Below are 23031 nucleotides of genomic sequence, written 5' to 3'. Positions count from 1 at the left end.
ACTCGATCGGGGTTTAGCACGTCGGCCTGGGGTTTCAGCCGCGAAACGCTCTGGTCGGGGGCAGTTGATTTCGTGAACTGGTTCTGGACATACAATCGCACATGAGTCGCCTTGACAGTTTCATCCGGAGGATGACCGCACAGCGCGACATACTCGATCATGTCTGCGCCGAGGTTGCGAAGATGGAGGGGCCCGTGCTCGAGCTCGGCCTCGGCAATGGCCGGACGTTCCACCATCTGCGCGAGCGCCTGCCCGGACGCCGGATCGTAGCGTTCGATCGCGCACTTGCCGCACACGCCAGCTCAATTCCCGAAGCTGAAAACCTCGTGCTCGGCGAAATACGCGAGACGGCGAGCAGGTTCATTGGCATCGACGCCGCTCTTGTTCATGCCGACATCGGCACCGGCTATGAAGATCGCGATGCAGTGACCTCTACCTGGCTTCCCGATCTGACCGCGCGCCTGCTTCGCGTCGGCGGCATCGCGGTCAGCGGCACGCCGCTCGATCACCCGCAGTTGCAACGCCTCTCGCCGCCACCTTCGATTGCCGCCGATCGTTATTTTATCTGTAGGCGCGTGTGAGGGGCCGGGACGAGCCAACTCTTCAGGGGCCAAGCCTTCAGGGGATCGTGTATACTGCTATCTCCCGGTCAATGCCGCGCAGCGAGACCTCGTGGGGCACGGGCGTCAGCGCGTTCCTGTGTAAGAGATCGGCGGTGAGATTGTCGTCGACCACCGCTCGAGTGGCGAAGATCGCCTGTGCGCTGGCAAGGTTCTGCACCCGCGAAGCAATGTTGACCGTCTGGCCGAAATAGTCCTGTCGCTCATTCATCGACACGGCGATGCAGGGGCCGGCATGGACTCCGATCTTGAGCAGCAGATCCTCGCGTCCGCTCTTGTCGTTGAGCGTACGCATGGCATCGCGCATCCTGAGGGCTGCAGCAATCGCACGATCAGGCGTCGCGAAGGTCGCCATCACCGCATCACCGATCGTCTTCACCACCGCGCCTGCCTCCGCCGTGACGATCTCGTGCAGAACCTGGAAATGCTCGCGCACGAGATCGAAGGCTGAAAGGTCGCCCACCCGCTCGTAAAGCTCGGTCGATCCGCGCAGGTCGGTGAACAGGAACGTCAGGCTGGTGATCTTCAGGCGCTGGTTGATGTCGAGTGTATCCGTGCGATAGAGATCGCGGAACGTCTGGTTGGTGAGCAGGCGCTTGGCGGTCAGGAAGGGCCGGCGTTTGCCCAGGAAATCATGCAATGTCTGGCCGGCGATGAAGACTGTCGGCAGCACGCGGGTGTCGGTCCGGTTTTCCAGCGAAATGCGCAACGGGCCGGGTTGCATCTCCAGCGTCTGGTTCTGGACATGGTCGCGGTCGAAGGCCAAAGAGAGGCTCCGGCGCTCCTTTGTTGGTTCGCCCTTCCCGTCGATGAACTGCGCTGAATGGGTGACCGGCTCGAAGACGATGATGAATTCAGACGGAAGCTGTATGGTCAGAACCGCCTTTTCACCGGGCGCAAGCTCGATATCCTCCAGCGAGAACGCTTCCAGCTTTTTCACGAAATCCTCTTCCGGCAGATCGACGCCAGACGCCCAGTAGATCTGGCGGAAATATTCCGCCACCGGCAGTTCGTGTGGATTGTGTGCGGCAATCCTGCGCACGCGGGGACTGACGGTGAATGTCACCTCGACCATCTCGTCGAGAGTCGGTGAATAGCCCTCGGAGCACAGCGCGCAGGTGTATTCGTCCTTTTGCAGGGTTTTCAGCGTGGCGTTGGTGTCGAGCACGCCGCCGCAGCCGGGACACAGAACATTCCAGGAAATGTCGAAGATGCCCACCCGCGCCGCATGGAGAAAGGCGCCTATTGCGCGCTCCTCGTCGAGGTCATGCTTGCTGGCGAAGGCTGGCGCATTGATGCGGCAAAGTTCGCGGTCCTCGCCCTCCGCGATGGTTCGCTTGATCGCGTCGATCGCCTGCGGATCGACATCGGCCGATTGTCGCAGAAGTGAGAATAGATCCTGAGCTTCGTTCATCGTGCAGGCTCCGGAAAATGCACCTCGAGGCGTTTTGACCGGACCGATCTTTGGTCCGAGTGTTCCATCTTACTTCGAAACGGACCGTACGGCCATTCGAATGGATAAGCCTGGTGACCGTTCAATTTCCATTCGGCGGATTTTAACCGGCCGCAAGCAGCACTATGATGGTCCATGGAGCATTCATCTTTGGGATTTTCTCCCATGCCGACATCAGACAATCCGCCATTTCCCGCGGTCCTGCGCCTTTTTTCTGCGGGGGTCATCGTCGTCCTGATCGTAGGCGCCGGCCTGTTTTTCATGCCTGCGCTGGTGAAACCGGGCTGGCCTTGGGCCGTCACGCCGTTCAATGCGCGCTTCCTCGGTGGCTTCTACACCGCCGAAATGGTCGTGATGGCGGCACTGCTGGTCTGGAATCGCTGGTCGCCCGGCAGGCTCGTGCTCGTCATGGCCTTCATCTTCACCGTCATCGTGTCGGTGGCTTCGTTCATCAATCTCGGCTATTTCAACTTCGAGCGCAAAGCGCCTTGGCTGTGGTTTTTGGTCTATCTTGCTTCGGCCGCGGTATCCGGGCTGTTCCTGTGGCGGGCCAGGGCCCGTCCTTCTGCAAAAGGCGTGACCTTAAATCCCGCATGGCGCGGCTACATGCCGGCGGAATCCGCGATCCTTGGGCTCTATGGCGTCGGCCTGTTGCTGTTTCCCCTGACATTCAGTGGCATCTGGCCATGGCCGATCGATGCCTTCCACGCTCAGGTCTACAGCGCCATCTTCCTCGCCGGTGCGGGCGGTATATATCTCGTCTGGAGAAGCGCGCCGCGCGAGGAACTGCTGGTGCTCGGGTTGGCCCAGTTTCTGGTTGGCCTGCTTGCTATCCTCGGCGTCGTCATCACCGACGCTGCGGTGCACCGGATCGACTGGACGGCGACCGGGACATTGTGCTGGCTCGCCCTTTTCGGCTGCATAGGCATCAGCGGCGTCTTCAAACTCTACGCTGCCTCCCGGTATTTTTAGCCCGCAATCGGTATCATAGGTCAGAGACGGCTGGATTTTCAGGTGGCGTCCGGTGCATCGTACCGGGCCGATTGCCTTCGCCGGGAACGCCATGACCAGCACGACCTCGCCACCCGCCGAGAAAATCCAGCCGCTGCTGCGGTCCGTCCGGTCAAGCGATGCGGAGGCGCTTTGCGCTATCTTCAACATGCCGGGCTTCCGCTGGGGCACGCTCAGGATGCCTTTCGAGATGGTGGAGCAGGTGGCGCGGCGCATTGCCAAGTCCGGCCCGGAAACCACCTGGATCGTTGCCGAGCTGGACGGCAAGGTCGTCGGCCATGGCAGCCTGGTCGTGCAAGGTTCACCGCGCCGTTCGCACATCGGCGAGATCAATATCGGCCTTGACGATGCCTTTGTCGGCAAAGGTATCGGCTCTGCCATACTTGGCGCGCTGCTTGACGTGGCCGACAACTGGCGCGCCCTGAAGCGAGTCGAATTGACCGTCTATGCCGACAACGAAGCGGCCCTCCGTCTCTATAAGAGCCACGGCTTTGAGATCGAAGGCCGGCATGTGAAGGCCGGCTTTACCGACGGGCAGTACCACGACCTCCTGAGCATGGCCCGGCTGCGGTTCTAAGATCCGCTGTTTGCCTTAGCTGTTTGGCCAATCTGACAATTCGTGCCGAGGCAGCGAACAGGGGATTGCTCAAGGAGAATTGCGTAGGATACGGTCATTTCGTCTCACACCACCTTGATCGAATTGACGATCTATGTGGGCCGGCCGCATCCAGCAAGTCTGGTCTCGCTTGGCGTTTACACCGCAAGCGGCTAGACGGGGCCAATGACCGCCGTCTTTGATCCAACCCCTACCCCTCCGCGGGAAATTCTGGCTGTGCTGTCGCTGCTCTGCCCGGAGGTCGTGCGCGACATCGAGCAGAACTGGAATGCACCGGTTTCCGATTACGCCCGCCATCTGTGGCGGCCGGTGGCAAGGCCTGCATCGGGCCCGGCGATCGCTGCCCGCTCGATCCTGCGCGAAGTCCTGCATCAGCGCCTCGGTAGGATCATGCAGCCTGAGGAGATCGGCAAAGCCCTCGACGAGTTCGAGCACAGACCGGTGATTCAGTCCGGCCTGCACTGCTTGCTTCTGATGGACCGGATCACCTTCGATGCCCTTCTGCTTGCCTGGCTCGGCGCGGTCGAAAACGGGCTGTCGGCCTTCGTCGGCTTCATGGGAACGACGATGACCATGGAGACAGTTGGCCGGGAGGGGCCGGGATGGCTCGATGTCGGCGACGACAAGGTCAACCTGTTTGGCATGGGGCGCCACAAACTGTGCCGCAAAAGCGCCTGCGTGGCCGGTCCCGTCTCCATCAACAAGCGCGCGCTCGAAGCGGTGGGCGATGAAACGGATGCCAGCCGCTGGCTGGGCACACTGCTTGCCAGCCGGGACAAGGTGTTTGAAACCGCCGCCGATGCGCTGACTGAACTGAATGAGGATCTGGTCGCCAATTGGGATCGTGCCGGCATGGCCCTGCCGGTTTTCGTCGATGATCGGGTCGCCGCGGCTGCCATGGCGCGGCATCTAGAATATGACGGCAGCCTTCTTTCCAGGCTGCTGATTGAACCCGCAAGACGCCAGCGTCTCGAACATGCCTGGCAAGAGGCCGCATCGAGCCCATTTGGCAGATTCCTGCCCAATGCCACGGACCATTTCTGGGGCATCCGCGAGGAGCGCGTGCGCAAGCTCGTTCTCGAGAACGGGCACCTGATCGAGCCCGACAGGCCGCAAGGTCTTTCCATCCCGTTCGAGCGGCCGTATCTCAGGCAGGCGCTGCTGGACGGCGTGCTGCTGCCGAACTTGTTCCTGACGTTCCTCGTCCTTGCCATATTGCCGCGCGTGCGGGTCGTGGGCGGCCTGAGACAGATTGGCTATGTAGCGCTTTTCCACTCGATCCTTCTGGCCGTGCTGGACGAAAACGTGCCGGAAGAGCGCGATCTGGCCGCGGAACTGCAGGTTCGGGAAAATGCCTGGGGCATGCGGGTCATCGATGAAAAGATCTCAGTCCGCGAGCAGCTTGCCGTCCTGCCGGAAGGAGCGCTCTTCCCGGACCTGCTCCGGCAATACCGATTGAGGACATTTGCCGAGACGACCGACGACCTGAAACTGGTTCGCGAAAACGCCAGATGGCGCAAGATCGGCCAGGCAGAGATCAAGCCGACCTGAGCCTAATTCGCAACCGCAAGCGACGGCGATCCATCGGCGAGCCTCTGGCGTCTGACCCCGCCGCACAGGCCTCACCTGTCATTGCACCACACCGCCCTTGCGGAGCCCATCCACCACGTGTTCGAAATCGACCGGTTCTTGTGGCAGACCAAGACTTTGTAGCGGTATCCAGCGAATAGTCGCGATTGACGCGAAGCACCTCCTGCCATGGCGCGCGGGCCTCGGCGAAGCGGCCCAGATGACCGTAGCTGGCGGCCAGAAACGCGCGCGAGACGTCGGTGACAGCGTTTGCGAGCCAGCCGTTGCATCAGAGGTCATGGGTAGCGCTCTGCCACCGGACCCACACGGATCGCCCGCTGCCGCTTGCCCGCCGACGGCTATCGGTGCATCCTTGTGAATAGCCTGGCCGTGAAGTGCGAGCGAGATCACGCCGTCACGGCCACTAGTGAGGTCTTGTTCGATGGACTGCTCGGGCTGCGGTTTCGAGATTGAGGGCGGTTACGCCTTCTGTCCGAGGTGTGGCAGGCGCCAGCCCGTGCCATGCGCCAGTTGCGGCTACACCTGCGCACCTGATTTCGAGTTCTGTCCGAAATGCGGGGCAAGCGTCGGTGCGCCCGCAAAAGCCGTCGAACGGCCTGCTCCGGCACCAAGCCGGACCATTGTGTCGCCTTCTCGAACTCCGTCGCTGCTTCCGAACATCGAAAGCGAAGAAGGGCTGCATCCCGTCTCTGACGCCGATCGCCGGACGGTAACGGTCCTGTTCGCCGACCTTTGCGGCTTTACGACACTCAGCGAGCAGCTCGACCCCGAGGTCATGCAAGCGCTGCAGAACAAACTGTTCAAGGAATTGACGGCGGCCGTGCGAAACTTTGGTGGGTTCGTCGACAAATTCATCGGCGATGCGCTGCTCGCTTTGTTCGGTGCGCCGGTCGCGCATGAGGACGATCCGGAACGCGCGCTTCGTGCCGCTCTCGACATGATCGCCCGGACGGCGCGGCTCGGCGAAAGCACCCCCCACTCCGGCTCGCCTCTGTTACTCCACATCGGCATAAACACTGGTCCGGTCGTTACTGGCGGATTGGGCATCGGCACCGCCAGATCCTATTCCGTGACCGGCGACACAGTGAATACGGCGCAACGCCTGCAATCGCTGGCCGCACCGGGTGAGGTGCTGGTAGGCGAGCTCACTCACAGGCTGACCCGGCATGCCTTCTCTTATGAGTCGCTGGGTGATGTCGTGTTTCGCGGCAAGGCTGGCAGCGTGCTCGTTCATCGACTGGACGCACCGCTAGCGGTGCCGCGTGCAGCGCGCGGGCTCGAGGCGCTCGGCCTCAGTGCGCCGCTAATAGGTCGTGGTGCGGAGCTCAATAGAATGATGGCGAGCCTTGACCAGGCGTGCGGCGGCTCGGCCCAACTTGTCCGCCTCGTCGGAGAAGCCGGCATCGGGAAATCGCGGCTGGTGAGTGAGTTCGTCGCCCGCGTCGGCGACGACGAGCGTTTTCGCAACGTCGCCGTGCGGCAGGCCACGTGCTCACCGCTGGGTGAACAATCTTTTGGCGCCTTGGGCGCAGTGGTGCGCAGCGCTGCCGGGATGATGCAAAACGACAATGGGGACGAAATGCGGGGGAAGCTCGCAGGCTTGCTTGCCGATCTCGGCCTGCAGGGCGAGGAGGCGAAGCGGCTGATGCCTTTGCTCTACCATGTGCTTGGCCTTGGCGACCCCGATGCCACCTTGCAGCATGTCGAGCCCGAGCAGCTGCGGCGGCAAATTCTCTACGCAGTCCGCACAATCATCGAACGGCGGCTTGCGTTGTCGCCGCTATTGATTGTCGTCGAAGACCTGCACTGGGCGGACGCCGTGTCGCTCGAGGCACTACGTTTCGTGATGGACAGGTTGGAACGCACGCGGTTGATGTTGCTGGTCACGCATCGTCCGGCGCCGGACAACGACCAGCTCGACTCAAGTCGGGTCAGTCACACAGCGCTCAGGCTTCCGCCACTCAACAATGATGACGGACGCAGCCTGCTGGCAGCGCTTTTCGGCGAGAGCTGGGTAAGCTCCGCGGGAGGGCTTCTCGACCAGATCCTCGAGCGCGCGGGCGGCAACCCCCTTTTTGTAGAGGAAATCGTTCGCGGCCTTATCGATCGCGGTGTACTGGTGCGAGAGGGCCAGCGATGGCGGACTTCGGCAGGCGAAGTCGCAACCGGCATCCCCGCCACTATCCAGGCAATGTTGCTTGCCCGCGTCGACCGGCTGCCCCAAGAGGTGCGCCGGTTGGCCCAGGAGGCCGCGGTAATCGGCCCGCGCTTCGATGCCACACTTCTGAAAACCGTGACAGCCGACCCCGGCCGGCTCGAAGCCGGCTGCGAACTGCTTTGCGATGCGGAAATCATCGAGGAAGTTGCCGGATCAGGCTCGGTCTCGTCTCAAAGCTACCGCTTTACGCAAACATTGCTGCAGGACGTGATCTACCAGAATCTGCTCCTGCAACGCCGGACCGAAATCCACGGGCGGATCGGTGCTGCCTTGGAGCAACTGTGCGGCGACGAGCCGGAACGGCTCGAGGATTTGACCGTGCTGGGTCATCATTTTGCACAGAGCGCCGAGCGGGAGAAGGGCGCGCATTACCTGCAGGCGGCAGGCGATCGCGCTCGCATGATATATGCCAACGACGACGCCCTTCGTTTCTACGAGCGAGCACTGACTGCGTTGGGCGCGATCGGGCAAACACCGCTCAAACTGGCAATTGCAGAGCGCATTGCCGATTTGAGCGGCCCGGCAGGCCGCCGTGAGATCGCGCACCACCACTACGAGACGGTGTTGCAGGCATACCGCGAGTCAGCCAATCGCGTCGCCTCGGCGCGAGTTTTGCGTAAGATCGGTCGGCTACTCTGGGATGTCGGCAAGCGGGACAAGGCAGAACCCCGCTATGCCGAGGCGGCAGCGCTCCTCGATGGAGCGGATGCCCCGATCGAACAGGCGCATCTGTGGCAAGAACGTGGCCGACAGGCGTTCCGTAGCGGAGATCACGCTCTCGCGGCAAAATGGGCAGACGCGGCGCTGGATTGCGTAGGCACACTGACAACGGAGCATGTCTCCGAGGTAAGGTGTGATGCCACTCTTGTGACCGCCGAGGCACTCAATACCAAGGCTGTCGCGCTGGCTCGCCTTGGGCGAAACCGTGAGGCCGTGCGTCAGGTTGAGCGTAGCATTGAATTGGCCGAAGCCGCCGGTCTGCTGGGCGCGGCCTGCCGCGGCTACACCAATCTCGGCGTGCTTTACACGACCATCGATCCCGCAAAGGCAATGGAGGTCTGTCGGCGCGGTCTTGAAGTGGCGCGCCGTATTGGTGATTTGGGTTTCCAGGCGCGCCTCCTCGCCAATCTGGCGGTCGCTTGTTGTACTTTCACGGATCGCTGTCCAACGGAGGGCGTACCCGCTGCCGAGAAGGCCATTGAGATCGACCGTGCGCTCGACCAGCGCGAGCACCTGCCGGTGCCTTTGATCGTGCTTGGGCAAATCCACCAGTGCAACGGCCGCCCGGACCTGGCGGTTGGGTTGTTCCACGAAGCACTGGACGTAGCTCGCGAAACGGGCGAACCCCAACTGCTGTTTCCGTGTTATGATGGTCTCGCAACGCTTAATCTCGATCTCGACAATCTGGCCGAGGCCGAACGCTACTTTTCCCTGGCGCAGGGTATATGCGCCCAGCACGGGCTCGACCCGGAAGCGCTTGTGGTGCTGCCTTTTCTCGACTAGCCGGGGTTGGAGGTTGGAAATGTCCGCGCGTAGTGACTTGGTGCCGCTTCAACCGGGCGACCGTGCGCCAAACGTGGTACTCGACGCCATTACCCAGGAAGGCAAGATCGCGCTTGACGATTTTCGCGGCCAAAAACCGGTGCTGGTCGGCCTGTTTCGAGGTCTGCATTGCGCGTTTTGCCGGCGCCATATCGCCGCCCAGGCGCGGCTTGATCCGGAGCTGCGCGAAAGGGGCGTGGAGAGCCTGACGGTGGTCAACACGCCGATCGAACGGGCGCGTCTCTATTTCCGCTACCATCCGATGCCGAATCTGCTTGCGGCCTCCGATCCTGAACGCGCTTCACATCGTGCTTTTGGACTGCCCAATCTCGAATTCACCCAAAACGAGACGAACTGGCCGTACAAGGTCTCGATGGCAGCGGCAAAGGATATGCGGGTCGACATACCAGGCGAGTTGCCCGGTCCTATGGATCCTCTTGCGGCCAGTGAAATGCTCAACAAGAGGGACCATTACGAGCTGACCGAAGCCGACGAGCAGATGCTAGCAACGGGACACGGACAATTGGTCGGTCAGTTCCTGCTGGACCGGCAGGGGATCGTCCGCTGGAGCTTCACGGAGGTTCCAGAGGGTGGGCGATACATGTTTGGGGCGCCAAGCCCGCAGGAGCTGATGTCAGCCGTATCCCAAGTCGCCCAATAGACTTGCGAACGAGGTAAGCGGGCGGGACACGGAACAAAAAAGCGGAACCAATTTGGTACGAATCTAGACACTGACAAGTTCACGGTTCATGCGAGCACGGCCTCGACAACGGCAACAAAGTCATCGAGCGAACGATCCCCACGAATCTCGATGCGCGGAAGGTCGATGGGATCGCAATCGAGGTCCGCCGGTCCGTGTCTGCCGCCGAAGCCGATTCGATAGCCGCACTCCTTGGCCAGCCTGCCAAGCCGTCGGTCGGTGACAGAGAAGGGTGCCGCGAACGCCGCGGTTGGCCGACCGGTCCACCGTTCGATGAACATACGAGAGCGCAGGAGCTCGGCGGCCAAGTCAGAGCTCGACAGACCATCGATCGCGCGATGCGTCGCCAGATGGCTTCCGAAGAACGCACCTTCGCCGGCGAGGCGTCGCACCGTCCCGGCGTCCATAAGCTGCGTCGGCGGGCCGCTGTAGGCGTCCCACTGTGCACTTTCACCCACCAAGTCCGTCACCAGGAACACTTCCGCGGTCAGGTCGTTCGCGCGCAAGGCCGGCCAGGCATGGTCGGCAAAGTTCTGGAAGCCGTCATCGAAGGTGATGAGCACTGGGCGGCCAACGAAAGGCTGACGGTTGGCGATGAACCATTCCAGCTGCTCGGAGCTAATCGCGTGAAAGCCATTGGCGCGCAGCCATGTCATTTGGCTGGCGAATGCGGCGGGCGCGAGCCGAAAACGGGCGAGCGCGGCCGGACCTTCATCGGAGACGCTGTGATACATGAGGACAGGGATACGCTGCCGCCGCTCGCTATGTGCGACGTCGCGGCGCAAGGCCCGCGCCCCGCCCCAGACGATATTTCGTGCGACTCCGATTTCGACGGGTGCGCGGATTGGCACATGATCTATCGTCGGTTCCGTCGCCACGTCGCCTGGTGACAGGCGGCGGAAGCGGTCTATGCGGTAGAGCTCGGTCTGGATCGATTGCTCGAGAACGAGGCCGTGGCCCGCTGCCAGCGTCTCTGAGATCGCTTGTGCACCGAATGTGTTCCAGTCGAAGCCCGTCCTTTCAACATTGTCTCGTAGCACGAATGCGTGTGCGCTGATGAAACTGCCGCCAGGCGCCAACGCCTCAACAAGTTTTTTGGCGATGCGCCGCAACTCGGTGAGATCGTCCAGGTAGTAGAGCACTTCCGAACAGACGATCAGATCCATCTCGCCCGGCAGCGTGTCCGCAGAAAAATCCAGTACGCCGAACTCAACGTTCGGCTGATCACTGCATCGCGCGCGCGCCCGCCCGACGGCTACGGCGGAGATGTCAGTTGCGGTCAAATGGCCCACGCGCGGCGCCAGCTGCCGCGTGAAGTGGCCCTCCGCGCAGGCCAGCTCAAGCGCCCGTCCGATGGGACCGGCAGGCAGAATTTCGAGCTGCCGCTCATATTTTTCCTGCTCATAGAGCGAACCGTAGTTCCAGGGATCCTCGATCGCAAAATGGCGATTCCAGAAAGATGTGCGGTCATTGTCGCGCCCATCCGCGGCCCGTGCACGGCGCGGCGCTGCAAAAGGCTCTTTAGTTTCGGCGCTCGACCGAACCAGCGCCTGCGCTTCCGCGGCCAATCCCGCAAGTTTGCCGAAATGGCTGTCCCGATCAGACCGGCGTCCCGCCATGGACAACAATGCCTCGGCTGCAGACATGTTTGACTTGTCGGCACCGGCGCCCTTTTGCGGTGCATCCACAGGCGATCGCCTCGCAAGTCGCGCGGCACTGTGCATAGGCCGCTCAGAAGGCAGGAAATTCAGGATCAATTCAATCCAATGACGCCTCGTCACTCTCCCGAGTACGCCGAACTGCACGAGAGCCTCGATCTGGCCATCCATCATCAGATGGGCATAGATTTGATCGATTCCTTTCGGTACTTCGATCGAGGCCGGATTTCGCGCGTCGACACGAATTCCAAGTGTCCGCGCCAGCCTGCGCGGCGCGGCAAGATCGTCGACATCGAGCAGCATTTGCTCAAAGTGATACTGCACGCGGCGAGCCGCGTCGGGATTATTCCAGACCTTGCCGAGTTCGAGGATCAACTCGGTGAGGGAAGCGCCGAACCTGTCCCACCTGGCAGCCAATTGCGCTGGCACCGACAGGCTTCCTACCATAAGGCCATCGACGGCCACCTTGGCGATCTCACGCGCCCACTTACGTCCTGCCGGGAGCGCGCGCAGGGACTGCGGGTTGATCGAGCGCGAGCCGCAGCCGCAATCCGATGCGGCGTTCCACAACGCGAACCACGCGAGTGCTTCTGAAGCGGTGTGGCCGTTCGCGTCGGTCGCTCCATTGGCGTGAGCCGATGCCGGGTGTTTGACCCTGGGATCGGCGGAAAAGCCGCGAGCGATCACGACTTCGCCATCTGCCAGCATCTGCGCCGAATTGCGGCTGAGCGCGTTGGGGCTGGCCCGATAGAAAGCGAGCGGCTCGTCGACCATCACCCAATTTTTGCCTAGACGTGCGAGGCGCTGCCACAGATCCCAGTCCTCGCAGGTGCGCAGCGACACGTCGAAACCGCCCAACTCGACAATTATCTCCCGATCGACCAGCAGCGCGTGAGTGCGGACGGCACACCGGCGGGCGAACGTTTCGAAGGGTTGAATCGCAACCTCCGTTGCGATGCTCGACGCCGTGAGTTCGCCATCGGGCATCACGCGTCGGGAACCGCAATAGGCAGCCACTGCATCGGGAGCGGATTTCAGTGCGGCCAGCATTTTGGCAAGGAAGCTGGCATCCACCCAATCGTCCGCATCCAGAAACATGAGCCAGTGGCCGCGCGCCTTCGAAATCCCGCTATTGCGCGCGCCGGCGGGGCTATGCGCGCAAGAGCTCAACATCCGAAATCGGGCATCGTGCTCTACATAACCGGCGATGATCGCAGGGGTGCGGTCCGTGGAGGCGTCGTCGACGATGATCGCCTCCCAATCCATTATTTCCTGATCAAGAAGACAATCGAGTGAGCGCGCCAGCGTTACCTCCGCGTTGTGCGCAGGAACCACGATTGAAACCAAGGGATCATGCGCCACGCCGTCTTACCCGCGCCTGGTTCGAGGTAGAACAAGATGTGTTGAACTTTCTCGGCGTAGGCCGTCACAATCGACGCCGATCAGTCCGTCGACCCATCGTCCATCGCCACTATATCCAGTATCTGGCAGGTCTGCCGGCGGATGCCGGCAAGCATGGCGCCGACGGTTTGCTCGGCATTGAGCATCGGTACCACACCGCGTTGCGGTAGCATCCTGGATCATCGAGCTTTCGTTTTCTTCGGCAAGAGTTGGCAAATGTCAAAACCGGATGACGGCATCGGCTGGCAGCACTGCCCTGTCAAGATAAGGGCGAATTAGAGGCGGGCAAAAAAGACTTGAACACAGGCTGAATGGCAGCGCGAATGCCCGACGGCTTGGAGCTGAGGTCGATGCGCCAGGGCATCTCCGCTCTCGCATTTCATCTGCATAAAGATGATCGCGGGCGAAGACGCGAGCGCGAGCTGATCCGGATCGAGCCGCATGTCGAAATCTACCCGAATGGGGACGTTCGAACCGACTTAAGCCGAGAAGATTCCGGCTTGCGGGTCGACAATTTTACTGGCAAGTTTACCAGTTGCTAAATTAGCGCTGTGGCAATGTTCAAAAGAAGGGGCATGGGATGGCCAAGGAATCTTCGAGTACCGCTTCTTCGGCAAATAAAGCGGACGCAAATCTGATAAGTAATGCAGACGGAAGCGGGCTGACCTTCATGGCGGGCCAGGCTCGCGAGAGTGGGGCCCCCGGCGACGCTGTAGGTGTCGACAAGATACGTGATCTGCTGTTCGGCAACCAGATGCAGGACTATGACCGCCGCTTTTCCAAGCTTGAAGAACGGGTCTTGCAGCGCTTCAAGGATGTCGAATCCGAGGCCAAGCGCAATCTTGAAATGTACGAGTCAAATGCAAAGAAGCAGGTCGACTCGCTTGCGGCGCAATTGCGGAACGAAAAAGACGCGCGAGCCGACGCCGATAAGGAGATTGATCGGAATCTTCGCGAGCAAAATCAGGCGCTCGAAAAGCAGGTGCGCGCGTTGTCGGATCAGTTGAGCGAGCTTGAGCGGGAAGTTGCGGACCGGATAAATCGAAACGATCATTTGCTACGTGAGGAAATCAAGCAAAAGAATGAAAGCATTCAGATGCTGATGGAGAAAATGTTTTCCGATCTTGGCAATGTCAAGACCGACCGAAATCTTTTGGCTGGCCTGTTTGTTGAGGTTGCAAAATGTCTAAATCAGGATCCCGTCGGCAGCAAGAACAACTCGGAGCGTACCTGGAAAGTGAGTTGATCGGAACTTGACGTCGACTGTCGACCCAATCAGCCTCCCTCAAAGAGCAGCTTCGAACGATACAGAGATTGATCGCGAGGCGCTGGCTCGCCTTTTGATCGAAATTGCCCGGAACGTTGATCCGGACTATCGTGCGCGTCTCGACGGAATCCCAACCGCCGACCCTCGCATGGAAACGCTGCGCCAGTTGCTGGTCGGCCGCGAAATTTCGGAGCTTTCACGAGTTACGCACCTGCTCGACGAACCCGAGCAGCTTGCGGCTGCACTGGGGAGCGTTCTCCCCAGTGCAGCCGCACGTGCGCCTCATGCGCAACTCGGAGAGGCCCTTGCGCCAGCTGTCGAGAGGGCCGTGCAACGGTCCATCCAGAAGAGCCCGCGTACGCTGACGGATATATTGTACCCGGTGTTTCTGCCGGCTATTCGCAAGTCGATCGGCGAAAAGATCGACCAGACCTTTCAATCGTTGAATGAAACTTTAAGACATATATTTACCTGGCATGGGCTCAAGTGGAGACTTGAAGCTTGGAGAACAGGAGCAAGCTTCTCAGAAGTTGTTCTTAAGCATTCTCTTGTTTATCGTGTAGAACACGTCTTTCTAATCAATCGCAATTCCGGGCTTTTGATAGCGCATGTAACTGCCGATAATGCAACTAGCGAAGATCCTCAACTCATTTCTTCTATGCTTAGTGCAATTCAAGATTTTGTAAAAGACTCATTTAACGAGAAAGAACAGAGCGGCCTGGATACCATTCGTTTCGGAGAGCTTCGTCTCTGGTCGGAAGTTGGACCGTTTGCGACGCTGGTTGCGGTGATCCGGGGAAATCCGCCGGAGGAATTACATGAAATAATTCGCGATGTATTGCTTCGCATCCATGATGAATGCTCACAGGCTCTACAGCAGTTTGACGGCGACAGTTCGCAGTTGGCCGGCGTAGAGACGCAGTTGCAGACCTGCGTTGAACTGAAGCAGGAGGAATCAAACCAGGGATTTCCGTGGCTGGTCGTGGCTGCAGTCCTGCTGGTTTTGATTCCGGCAGGCGGTTGGTTCTTTCTTTCCTGGCAATCCGTGCAGCGCTGGCAGACCTATGTGTCGCGACTGGGGACCCAGCCGGGCATCATCGTTGCCGAACAAAAGGTGCGTGATGGCCAATTCTATATTGCCGGTCTGAGAGACCCGCTTGCCGCCGACCCGCAGTCGCTGTTGGCCGGAACGCAGGTCGATCCCGCCCGCGTTCATTCACAGTGGCAATTCTATCAGAGTCTTGATCCGGAGTTCGTATTGAAGCGGCTAACGGCGTCGCTGGTTCCGCCGGATTCAGTACGACTTTCGATCGTCAATGGTCGCATCGTTGCCGAGGGTGAGGCTCCCAACACCTGGATAGATCGGGCGCGCGCAGCGGCCCAACAACTTTCGGCAGGCGGACCGGAATTCGACATCTCCAGGGTTCGTGATGTGAGCCCCGAAGCACGCGCGGCGGAGCACTGGCAGACTTATGTGTCGCGACTGGAGGCCCAAGCGGGAATCATCGTCGCCCAACAAAAGGTGCGTGATGGCCAATTCTATATTGCCGGCCTGAGAGACCCGCTTGCCGCCGACCCGCAGGCTCTGCTGTCCGGAACGGAGGTAGATCCCGCCCGCGTTCATTCGCAGTGGCAATTCTATCAGAGCCTTGATCCGAAGTTCGTCCTGAAGCGGCTGATGGTATCGCTGACCCCGCCGGATTCAGTACGGCTTTCGATCGTCAAGGATCGCATCGTTGCCGAGGGTGAGGCTCCCGACATCTGGATAGACCGCGCACGCGCAGCGGCCCGACAGCTCTCGGCAGGCGGACCGGAATTCGACATCTCCAAGGTTCGTGATGTGAGCCCCGAGGCACGCGCGGCGGAGCACTGGCAGACTTATGTGTCGCGACTGGAGGCCCAAGCGGGAATCATCGTCGCCCAACAAACGGCGAGGGGGGGACATTTCTATATTTCCGGCCTGAGAGACCCGCAGGCCGCCGACCCGAAGGCTCTGCTGTCCGGAACAGGGGTCGATCCTGCTCGCGTTCATTCACAGTGGCAATTCTATCAAAGCCTTGATCCGAAGTTCGTGGTGAAGCGGCTGATGGCGTCGCTGACTCCGCCGGATTCAGTACGGCTTTCGATCATCAAGGATCGCATCGTTGCCCAGGGTGAAGCTCCTGCCGCCTGGATAGATCGGGCGCGGGTCGCCGCCCAACAGCTGTCCGCGGACGGACTCTCTCTAGAACTCTCCGAGCTGCGTGAGTTGACCCCTCCGCAACTCACTCATTTGAGGGAGGCTATTCAAGCGGTCAACATTTTCTTCGATTCTGGCAAGGCTGTACCGGGACCAGAGCAACTGCCGGTTCTCGACAAATTGGCGAATCAGTTGAAGGAATTGGCCGAGGACGCCCGCAAGGCAGGCGTAACAGCACAGTTCATGTTGACCGGCCATTCGGACGAGACGGGCCGTGAAACGGCCAAGTTGTCGATCAGCGCCGCGCGCGCGGAGACAGTTCGTGCGCTTCTCAAGAAGCGCGGCGTCGATCCGGAGTTGCTCTTGGTTCGCGGCGCGGGCACCTTTGAGCCAGCGGAGATTGAAAATAGCCGAACCGGGAACTCCGCCAACCGCAGAGTTTCGGTTACGGTAAACTTCCACTAGGCGGAGCCCAGGATATTGCAAAAGAAGATCTGTATGTTGGGCGGGTTCGCTGTCGGAAAGACGAGTCTGGTTCGCAGGTTTGTGCAAAGCATCTTTTCAGAAACCTACTTGACCACGGTGGGAGTGAAAATCGACAAGAAGAGTGTCGCATTCCCGGACAAAACCGTGGATCTGATTTTGTGGGATTTGGCCGGCGAAGACGATATCGGCTCATTCCGCGTCAGCTATGTGCGAGGTGCGAGTGGGCTCGTGCTTGTCGTCGATGGAACACGCGCTGCTACTCTTGCCGTTGCGCTCACGTTGCGCGAGCGGGCCGAGGCTGAATTCGGCGCTATGCCGTTTGTATTGCTGTTCAACAAATCCGATCTGGCCGATCGGTGGGCAATATCGGATAGTGAAATTGACGAACTGAGGCAACTTGGATGGCAAATCTATCTGACAAGTGCGCTTTCGGGCGAACATGTTGATGATGCGTTTCGTCAACTTGCTTCGATGGTCAGCAAATAAACCATGGATGTCTTGCCAAGAGAAGTTAGAAGCTGGATTTACGATTTCTTCTACAAGGAGCGCTCGGTCGCATATCTGAAAATCGACGCCCAGCTTTGCATAGCTGCGAAGGGCGGTAACGTTAACCATTACGGACTCTCGTCAGTTCGCATAGGTAAGCCTGTTGCCGAGCAGCTTGAATTCATGGAAGGTTTGTTGCCCTGCCCGGAGCTTCCATATGATATGGCCATGGTCGAACTGCCCAGCGGGCGTGTCGCGGACCTCCATCTTTTTGCTGACAATGCCTGCGTGTGGCTGCTCTTTCTTGACGCCACTGCCGAACGCGACAATAGGCAGCGGCTTCAACAGAAGGCTTATGAAATGACGCTCCTGCAAGAGAGGGAGCGTCAACTCAACGAGAAACTACAATCGACAAACGAGGCGTTGAGGGCGAGCCAAGAGGGATTGTCGCGTGAATACCAGCGCGCCGAAGCCCTACTCCTCAACATTCTTCCGGCGTCGATCGCGGAGCGGCTAAAAGCGCACGAACAAATTGCAGACAACCATGCGGAGGTGAGTGTGCTTTTTGCCGACATCGTCGGCTTTACGGAAAGAGCGCGGAGCGTCGGAGCCGTGACGACGCTCGCTATTTTAAATTACTTCTTCAAGGCGGCGGATCTGCTCTCGGAGCGATACGGCTGCGAAAAGATCAAGACAATCGGCGATTGTGTGATGGTGGTCGCTGGCCTGCCCACCGCGCGATCCGATCATGCGGAAGCCCTTGCGCACTATGCACTTGAACTGCGGAAGGCGGTTAAGCGCGAACGCTTCGCAGGAGAACCGATAAGACTCAGAATTGGAATTCACTCAGGACCAATCGTGGCGGGCGTCATAGGCAAAAGGCGGTTTGCCTATGACCTATGGGGCGACACCGTTAATCTCGCCGCACGTATCCAAACGTCCGCGGAGCCCGATGAAATCCGTATTTCGGATGCAACTCATCAACTGCTTGGACCAAATTTTGCTTGCGACCCACTCCAGGAAACGGAATTGCGTGGTACAGGTCGTGTGCGAATGTGGCGGCTCCCGGCCTGATTTGCCGCATGGCAGTGCCGACCCGGAAGCGCATTTCATCTCAAGCAACATCATGGTTTCGAATGTCCGCAGCGGTGCGCGAAGCAGTTGACCACCGAGCGACCGCCAAAGGTCTGTCCTGGTCAACTCAGGAAATCAGTTCCTGAGATTTAACGTCGATGCCCAGTCCATAGAACGGCCGGAGGCCTGGGACGAGGTCGGAATGTCCTGCCCCCGCGGCTAAATAAACACCGCCAAGTACCCGGCGCAACGGTCTGGCTCGGAACGATGACGTCTTGCACCGCAACATCGGTTTCTTCAAGGTAGGGCAACAACGGACATAGATGTCGTTGCTCGCCGATCTGACCGGAAGGTTAACAGCACGATGCCACTCATGACTCGACGATTGGGCGCCAGGAACCTGGCGCGCCCGGCACGGCGTCTCGGAGACCTGACTGCGATGTTTGCCCTGATTGCCAGGCCGCTCGTCTTTGGGATCGCCCTTTTGTTGGCTGGTCAGGCGCAGGCGCAGGCGCCGGCGACCGTCCCGCCTGAAAGGGTCAAACAGCTGCTCGAGCTTCTCGACGATCCGTCAGTGAAGGCCTGGGTGGCCGAACAGCGAAATCAGGACGCCGGATCAACGGGAGCGCCCGCCGAGAGAGGGGCTTCGCCGACCGACGCATCGTCCGGCGCTGTGGCCGCACCAGGCCAGATGAATACGATGGCATCCTCGACGCTCGATGGGATCAGGCATCATATCGAAAGAATCGTGCGAACTTTGCCCTTGCTGCCAGGCCAGTTCGCGCGCGTTCGGGCAGAGACGATGGAGGATATGTCCAGCAAGGGGCCTGCCGGCGTATTTGTGCTGATTGCAATGTTCATCGCTGCCGGCCTGGCACTCACTTGGGCAACATTCAAGCTCACCCGTCCATTTCGTCTTTGGATTATCGCGCAACTGAAGGATACGCCTGTTGGGCGAGCCAAGAAGATTGGTGGCCGCCTGCTTTATTCCAGCATGCTGATAGTCTCTTTCGCACTGGGCAGCGCCGGCGCGTTCATGTTGTTCGACTGGCCGATGCTTATCCGCGAGATTGTACTGACATTTCTGATGGCGGCAGTCGTTACATGGGGTGTGCGCATGTACGTCATGGCCATGCTCGTCCCTTCCTTCATGAACGTCGAGAACGCCGTCGAGGTTCGTGCTTTGCCGATCACCAACGAAGCGGCTGACCATTGGTCCTATTGGCTACCCCGGATCGTCGGCGTCTTCGCCTTCTTCGGCGCCGCGTTTATCCTCTTGCCAGGTCTCGGCATCGATCAGGACGGAATGATGGTCCTGTCACTGGGCGCCGATTTCGTGCTGCTGTTGCTCCTGCTGCTCGCCATTTGGCGTCGGCCAAGAACGCAGCGAGACGGTGCGCGCCACATCGGTCACACGGAAGCGACATGGCTATTGACTGCTTATTTCGTCGTCCTGTTCCTGCAGCGTATCGCTGGCCTTTATACATACTTCTGGTTCACCTTCGCCGCATTCTTCCTGCCTTTGGCAATCGTGGTGACGCAGCGCGGGGTTAATTTCGTTCTGCGGCCAGGTTCGGAAGATGTCGGCCGGCCCACGATCCCGGCGGTGACGATCGCTGTCATCGATCGCGGAATCCGAATGATTTTCATCCTGGCGGCGGCTTACCTTCTCGCACGTGTCTGGGGTCTGGACATGCAATCCATGCGGGACAGCGATACGACGACGACGTTCATATTGCGCGGCTTGATCAATGTCGTGGTCATTGCCCTCGCCGCCGACTTCGGCTGGTCGATCATCAAAGCTTTGATCGAACGAAAGCTGGGCATAGAAACACCGCACCCTGTGATCAGCGACGAGGACGTCCCGATCCTCGATCCGCAGCAGGCACGGCTGCACACGCTCTTGCCGATCCTCCAGAATATTCTGCTCGCATCGATCATCGTGATGGCGGTGCTTATGATGCTCGCCTCGCTGGGTATCCAGATCGGCCCATTGATCGCCGGCGCTGGCGTCGTCGGCGTCGCCGTGGGCTTTGGGGCACAAACCATTGTCAAGGACGTCATTTCAGGCGTGTTTTTTCTGCTCGATGATGCGTTCCGTGTTGGCGAATACATTTCATCGGGCAATTACAAGGGTACTGTGGAAAGCTTTTCGCTGCGCTCGGTGAAGCTGCGCCACCATCGTGGTCCGCTGTTCACGATACCTTTCGGTGAACTCGGGGCAGTCCAGAACCAGAGCCGTGACTGGGTTATCGACAAATTCAACATCACCGTTGGTTATGACACCGATATCGACTTCGCTCGCAAGCTGATCAAGCGGATCGGCCTCGAACTGGCGGAAGATCCCGAGTTCAAACACTGGGTGCTCGACCCGATCAAGATGCAGGGCGTACAGGAGTTCGGCGAATACGGCATCGTATTGAGGGTCAAGGCCACAACCAAGCCGGGAGGCGCCTTCGGTATGAAACGCAAATTCTATGTACGCCTCCGCCAGGTCTTCAAGGAGCAGGGCATCGAACTCCCATTTCCGACCGTCCAGGTCCAGGGGCTACAGAACCAACATGGGGCAGAGAATGCACCGTTGGAGATCACGCCCGAGTTGAAAATGGCCGTCGCGCAGTCGCACACTATTCGGCGCAGAAAAAAAGCTAGCACAACGGAATAGAAAAGCTGCGACACCTGCTGGTCACAGCGCGGCTTTCCGCGCATCGCCATGGCAGGGACACTCTTTTCGCCACGTAAGCAAAAGGCGCCCCGAAAGGCGCCTCTTAATCGCTTGATTCCCCTCAAGGAAACTGGAGCGGGTGAAGCGATTCGAACGCTCGACCCCAACCTTGGCAAGGTTGTGCTCTACCCCTGAGCTACACCCGCTCGCGCGGCTTTTGGGCCGCAAGCCGCGCCTATATGGCTGAAGAGCGCGGCGATTGCAACAGGGAATTCGCAGGCTTTTTGCTTCGCCGGCAATGCGGAGAAGCGCTCCTCGGGACGTCGCAAGGCAATCACCCCCGCGTTGCGCGACGGGCTTGTCTTGGCCGCATCATTGGCCGTAAACGGCGTTAGCCGAACAAGCCGTTGAAAGCGGGCCATCAGAAGAAAGACCGATGCCGAAGACCGAAGCCGAACTTTTCGCCTTTCTTGCCGGACTCGGGATCGAGGTATCGACGCGGCGGCATCCGCCGCTGTTCACGGTCGCCGATTCGCAGGCGCTGCGCGGCGAGATTGCCGGCGGCCACACCAAGAACCTGTTCCTCAAGGACAAGAAGGACAATTTCTTCCTGGTCAGCGTCGACGAGGAGGCGGTGGTCGATCTCAAGCAGATCCACCATCTGATCGGCGCTGCGGGGCGCGTGTCTTTCGGCCGGCCGGAGATGCTGATGGAGCTTCTCGGCGTCGTCCCGGGCGCGGTCACGGTGTTCGGGCTGATCAACGACACCGAGCGAAGGGTCAAGGTCGTGTTGGACGAGGAGCTGATGAGCCATGCGGTGGTCAATGCCCACCCGCTGACCAACGAAGCGACGACTTCCATCGCTGCCGCGGACCTGGTCAAATTCGTCGAGGCAACCGGACATGATGCTGTTATCTTGAAAGTCTCGGCATGATCGCCACATGGGTGACTGAAACCGGGTTCTAAAGAAGGATGTTGCGCCCGTCCCTTGGCCGGCGGCGCGACCGAAAGGCGACGAGATGAGTGATAGCAACCCCTTTGGCGGCCCATTTGGCAGCAATGGCGGCCGGTATGCCACCACCGTGCAATATGGCGGCACCGATGCCGCGCGTGAGAAGGTCGCGCTTGCGGAGGCGCCGGCCGACGTCATCAAGGACACAACGACCGCTGGATTTGCCGCTGACGTGATCCAGGAATCGCGTCACCAGCCGGTGCTGGTCGATTTCTGGGCGCCGTGGTGCGGCCCTTGCAAGCAATTGACGCCGCTGCTGGAGAAGGCGGTGAAAGCCGCCGGTGGCAAGGTCAAGCTGGTCAAGATGAATATCGACGACCATCCATCGATCGCCGGCCAGCTTGGCATCCAGTCGATACCGGCGGTCATTGCCTTCAAGGACGGCCAGCCGGTCGACGGCTTCATGGGCGCCATTCCCGAGAGTCAGATCACGCAATTCATCCAAAAGGTCGGCGGCAAGAACGGCGGTGCGCCGCAAGTTGCCGAGGCGCTGGCCGCGGCCGCCGAAGCGCGCGACGCCGGGGACGTGCAGACGGCGGCCGACATTTACGATGCCATCCTGGAACAGGCGCCGGAGACAATCGAGGCGATCGCTGGCTTGGGCGATCTGCTGTTCGAGGCCGGCGATGCCGAAGGTGCCGAGGCGGTGCTGGCGCGGGCGCCGGAAGCAAAGAAGGATGCGCCCCAGCTCGCCGCGCTGCGGGCCAAGATGGCGCTCGCCGCGCAAGCAGCAGTGCTCGGCAATCCGGCGGAACTGGAACGGCGGCTGGCCGAAAATCCCGGGGATCACCAGGCACGGTTCGAGCTTGCCATGATCCAGAACGCCAAGGGTGATCGCATGGCGGCGGCCGACAATCTGCTGGCGATCATCAAGGCCGACCGCTCGTGGAACGACGACGGCGCCAGAACCCAGTTGCTGCAGCTCTTCGAGGCATGGGGCATGACCGACGAAGCAACGCTGTCGGCACGGCGCAAACTGTCGTCGCTGCTGTTTTCCTGAGCCGGCGCAGACTGTTTTGTCGCGCGGGCTTGCGGTAGGCCGCGGCTGCGCCA

The 23031-nt window shown here is 60.1% G+C and carries 16 protein-coding genes, 1 tRNA gene and 1 pseudogene; 13 read left to right on the top strand and 5 right to left on the bottom strand.

What is annotated here, in order from left to right:
- Positions 1-101 precede the first annotated feature (101 nt).
- A complete protein-coding gene (locus tag NKH28_RS11545; RefSeq protein ID WP_352541938.1) occupies positions 102-581 on the top strand; it encodes a class I SAM-dependent methyltransferase in 480 nt (159 codons plus the stop codon).
- A gap of 37 nt (positions 582-618) precedes the next feature.
- Here the strand turns inward: NKH28_RS11545 and NKH28_RS11540 are convergent, their stop codons facing one another.
- The gene (locus NKH28_RS11540; RefSeq protein ID WP_352978906.1) at positions 619-2034 is read right to left on the bottom strand and encodes an adenylate/guanylate cyclase domain-containing protein; all 1416 of its coding nucleotides are present in this window, start codon (positions 2032-2034) and stop codon (positions 619-621) included.
- Positions 2035-2238: 204 nt separating this feature from the next.
- Here NKH28_RS11540 and NKH28_RS11535 point away from each other — a divergent pair, with 204 nt between their 5' ends.
- From NKH28_RS11535 to NKH28_RS11525, 3 genes are all read left to right on the top strand, one after another.
- Positions 2239-3045: a hypothetical protein gene (locus NKH28_RS11535; RefSeq protein WP_352978904.1), complete on the top strand. Its 807-nt coding sequence runs from the start codon at positions 2239-2241 to the stop codon at positions 3043-3045.
- A gap of 91 nt (positions 3046-3136) precedes the next feature.
- Positions 3137-3661 carry a GNAT family N-acetyltransferase gene (locus NKH28_RS11530; RefSeq protein WP_352470882.1) on the top strand — a complete coding sequence of 175 codons (525 nt, stop codon included), beginning with the start codon at positions 3137-3139 and terminating at the stop codon, positions 3659-3661.
- A 204-nt stretch (positions 3662-3865) separates the two neighbouring features.
- Positions 3866-5251, top strand: a complete 1386-nt coding sequence (locus NKH28_RS11525; protein ID WP_352978902.1) for a hypothetical protein — start codon at positions 3866-3868, stop codon at positions 5249-5251.
- 78 nt (positions 5252-5329) lie between these two features.
- Here the strand turns inward: NKH28_RS11525 and NKH28_RS11520 are convergent.
- Positions 5330-5540 (bottom strand): annotated as a pseudogene (locus tag NKH28_RS11520) (adenylate/guanylate cyclase domain-containing protein); the annotation flags it as partial.
- Between the two features lie 171 nt (positions 5541-5711).
- On the opposite strand from NKH28_RS11520, the gene NKH28_RS11515 reads away from it, so the two are divergent.
- The gene (locus NKH28_RS11515; protein WP_352978900.1) at positions 5712-9011 is read left to right on the top strand and encodes an adenylate/guanylate cyclase domain-containing protein; all 3300 of its coding nucleotides are present in this window, start codon (positions 5712-5714) and stop codon (positions 9009-9011) included.
- A 19-nt stretch (positions 9012-9030) separates the two neighbouring features.
- Entirely contained in the window at positions 9031-9711 is a 681-nt protein-coding gene (locus tag NKH28_RS11510) for a peroxiredoxin-like family protein (RefSeq protein WP_352470916.1), read from the top strand.
- An 86-nt stretch (positions 9712-9797) separates the two neighbouring features.
- Here NKH28_RS11510 and NKH28_RS11505 read toward each other — a convergent pair whose 3' ends face one another.
- Positions 9798-12770 (bottom strand): trifunctional glycosyltransferase/class I SAM-dependent methyltransferase/polysaccharide deacetylase, encoded by a 2973-nt coding sequence (locus tag NKH28_RS11505; RefSeq protein WP_352978898.1) that lies wholly within the window; start codon positions 12768-12770, stop codon positions 9798-9800.
- Between the two features lie 80 nt (positions 12771-12850).
- The gene (locus NKH28_RS11500) at positions 12851-12982 is read right to left on the bottom strand and encodes a glycosyltransferase (RefSeq protein ID WP_352684428.1); all 132 of its coding nucleotides are present in this window, start codon (positions 12980-12982) and stop codon (positions 12851-12853) included.
- A 407-nt stretch (positions 12983-13389) separates the two neighbouring features.
- Between NKH28_RS11500 and NKH28_RS11495 the strand changes: the two genes are divergently transcribed.
- The 5 genes from NKH28_RS11495 to NKH28_RS11475 all read left to right on the top strand — a co-directional run bounded on the left by NKH28_RS11495 (position 13390) and on the right by NKH28_RS11475 (position 20966).
- Positions 13390-14055, top strand: coding sequence for a DUF3450 domain-containing protein (locus NKH28_RS11495; RefSeq protein WP_352470876.1), 666 nt, complete (start codon positions 13390-13392; stop codon positions 14053-14055).
- 7 nt (positions 14056-14062) lie between these two features.
- Positions 14063-16720, top strand: a complete 2658-nt coding sequence (locus NKH28_RS11490; protein WP_352978896.1) for an OmpA family protein — start codon at positions 14063-14065, stop codon at positions 16718-16720.
- Positions 16721-16735: 15 nt separating this feature from the next.
- On the top strand, positions 16736-17227 hold the full coding sequence (locus NKH28_RS11485) for a Rab family GTPase (RefSeq protein ID WP_254818889.1): 492 nt from the start codon (positions 16736-16738) through the stop codon (positions 17225-17227).
- Positions 17228-17230: 3 nt separating this feature from the next.
- On the top strand, positions 17231-18301 hold the full coding sequence (locus NKH28_RS11480; RefSeq protein WP_352470874.1) for an adenylate/guanylate cyclase domain-containing protein: 1071 nt from the start codon (positions 17231-17233) through the stop codon (positions 18299-18301).
- A gap of 439 nt (positions 18302-18740) precedes the next feature.
- Positions 18741-20966 (top strand): mechanosensitive ion channel family protein, encoded by a 2226-nt coding sequence (locus NKH28_RS11475; RefSeq protein WP_352458337.1) that lies wholly within the window; start codon positions 18741-18743, stop codon positions 20964-20966.
- A 131-nt stretch (positions 20967-21097) separates the two neighbouring features.
- Here NKH28_RS11475 and NKH28_RS11470 read toward each other — a convergent pair.
- A tRNA-Gly gene (locus NKH28_RS11470) sits at positions 21098-21172 on the bottom strand.
- A 230-nt stretch (positions 21173-21402) separates the two neighbouring features.
- Here NKH28_RS11470 and NKH28_RS11465 point away from each other — a divergent pair.
- Both NKH28_RS11465 and trxA read left to right on the top strand, forming a co-directional pair.
- The gene (locus NKH28_RS11465; protein ID WP_352458336.1) at positions 21403-21900 is read left to right on the top strand and encodes a prolyl-tRNA synthetase associated domain-containing protein; all 498 of its coding nucleotides are present in this window, start codon (positions 21403-21405) and stop codon (positions 21898-21900) included.
- A gap of 85 nt (positions 21901-21985) precedes the next feature.
- Entirely contained in the window at positions 21986-22978 is a 993-nt protein-coding gene (trxA, locus tag NKH28_RS11460) for a thioredoxin (protein ID WP_352458335.1), read from the top strand.
- The last annotated feature ends 53 nt before the right edge of the window (positions 22979-23031 follow it).

Source organism: Mesorhizobium sp. M1227 (assembly GCF_040318315.1).
GTDB lineage: Bacteria > Pseudomonadota > Alphaproteobacteria > Rhizobiales > Rhizobiaceae > Mesorhizobium.
The sequence above is the reverse complement of the archived record's forward strand: the minus strand, read 5'-3'. Positions and strand labels throughout refer to the sequence as shown.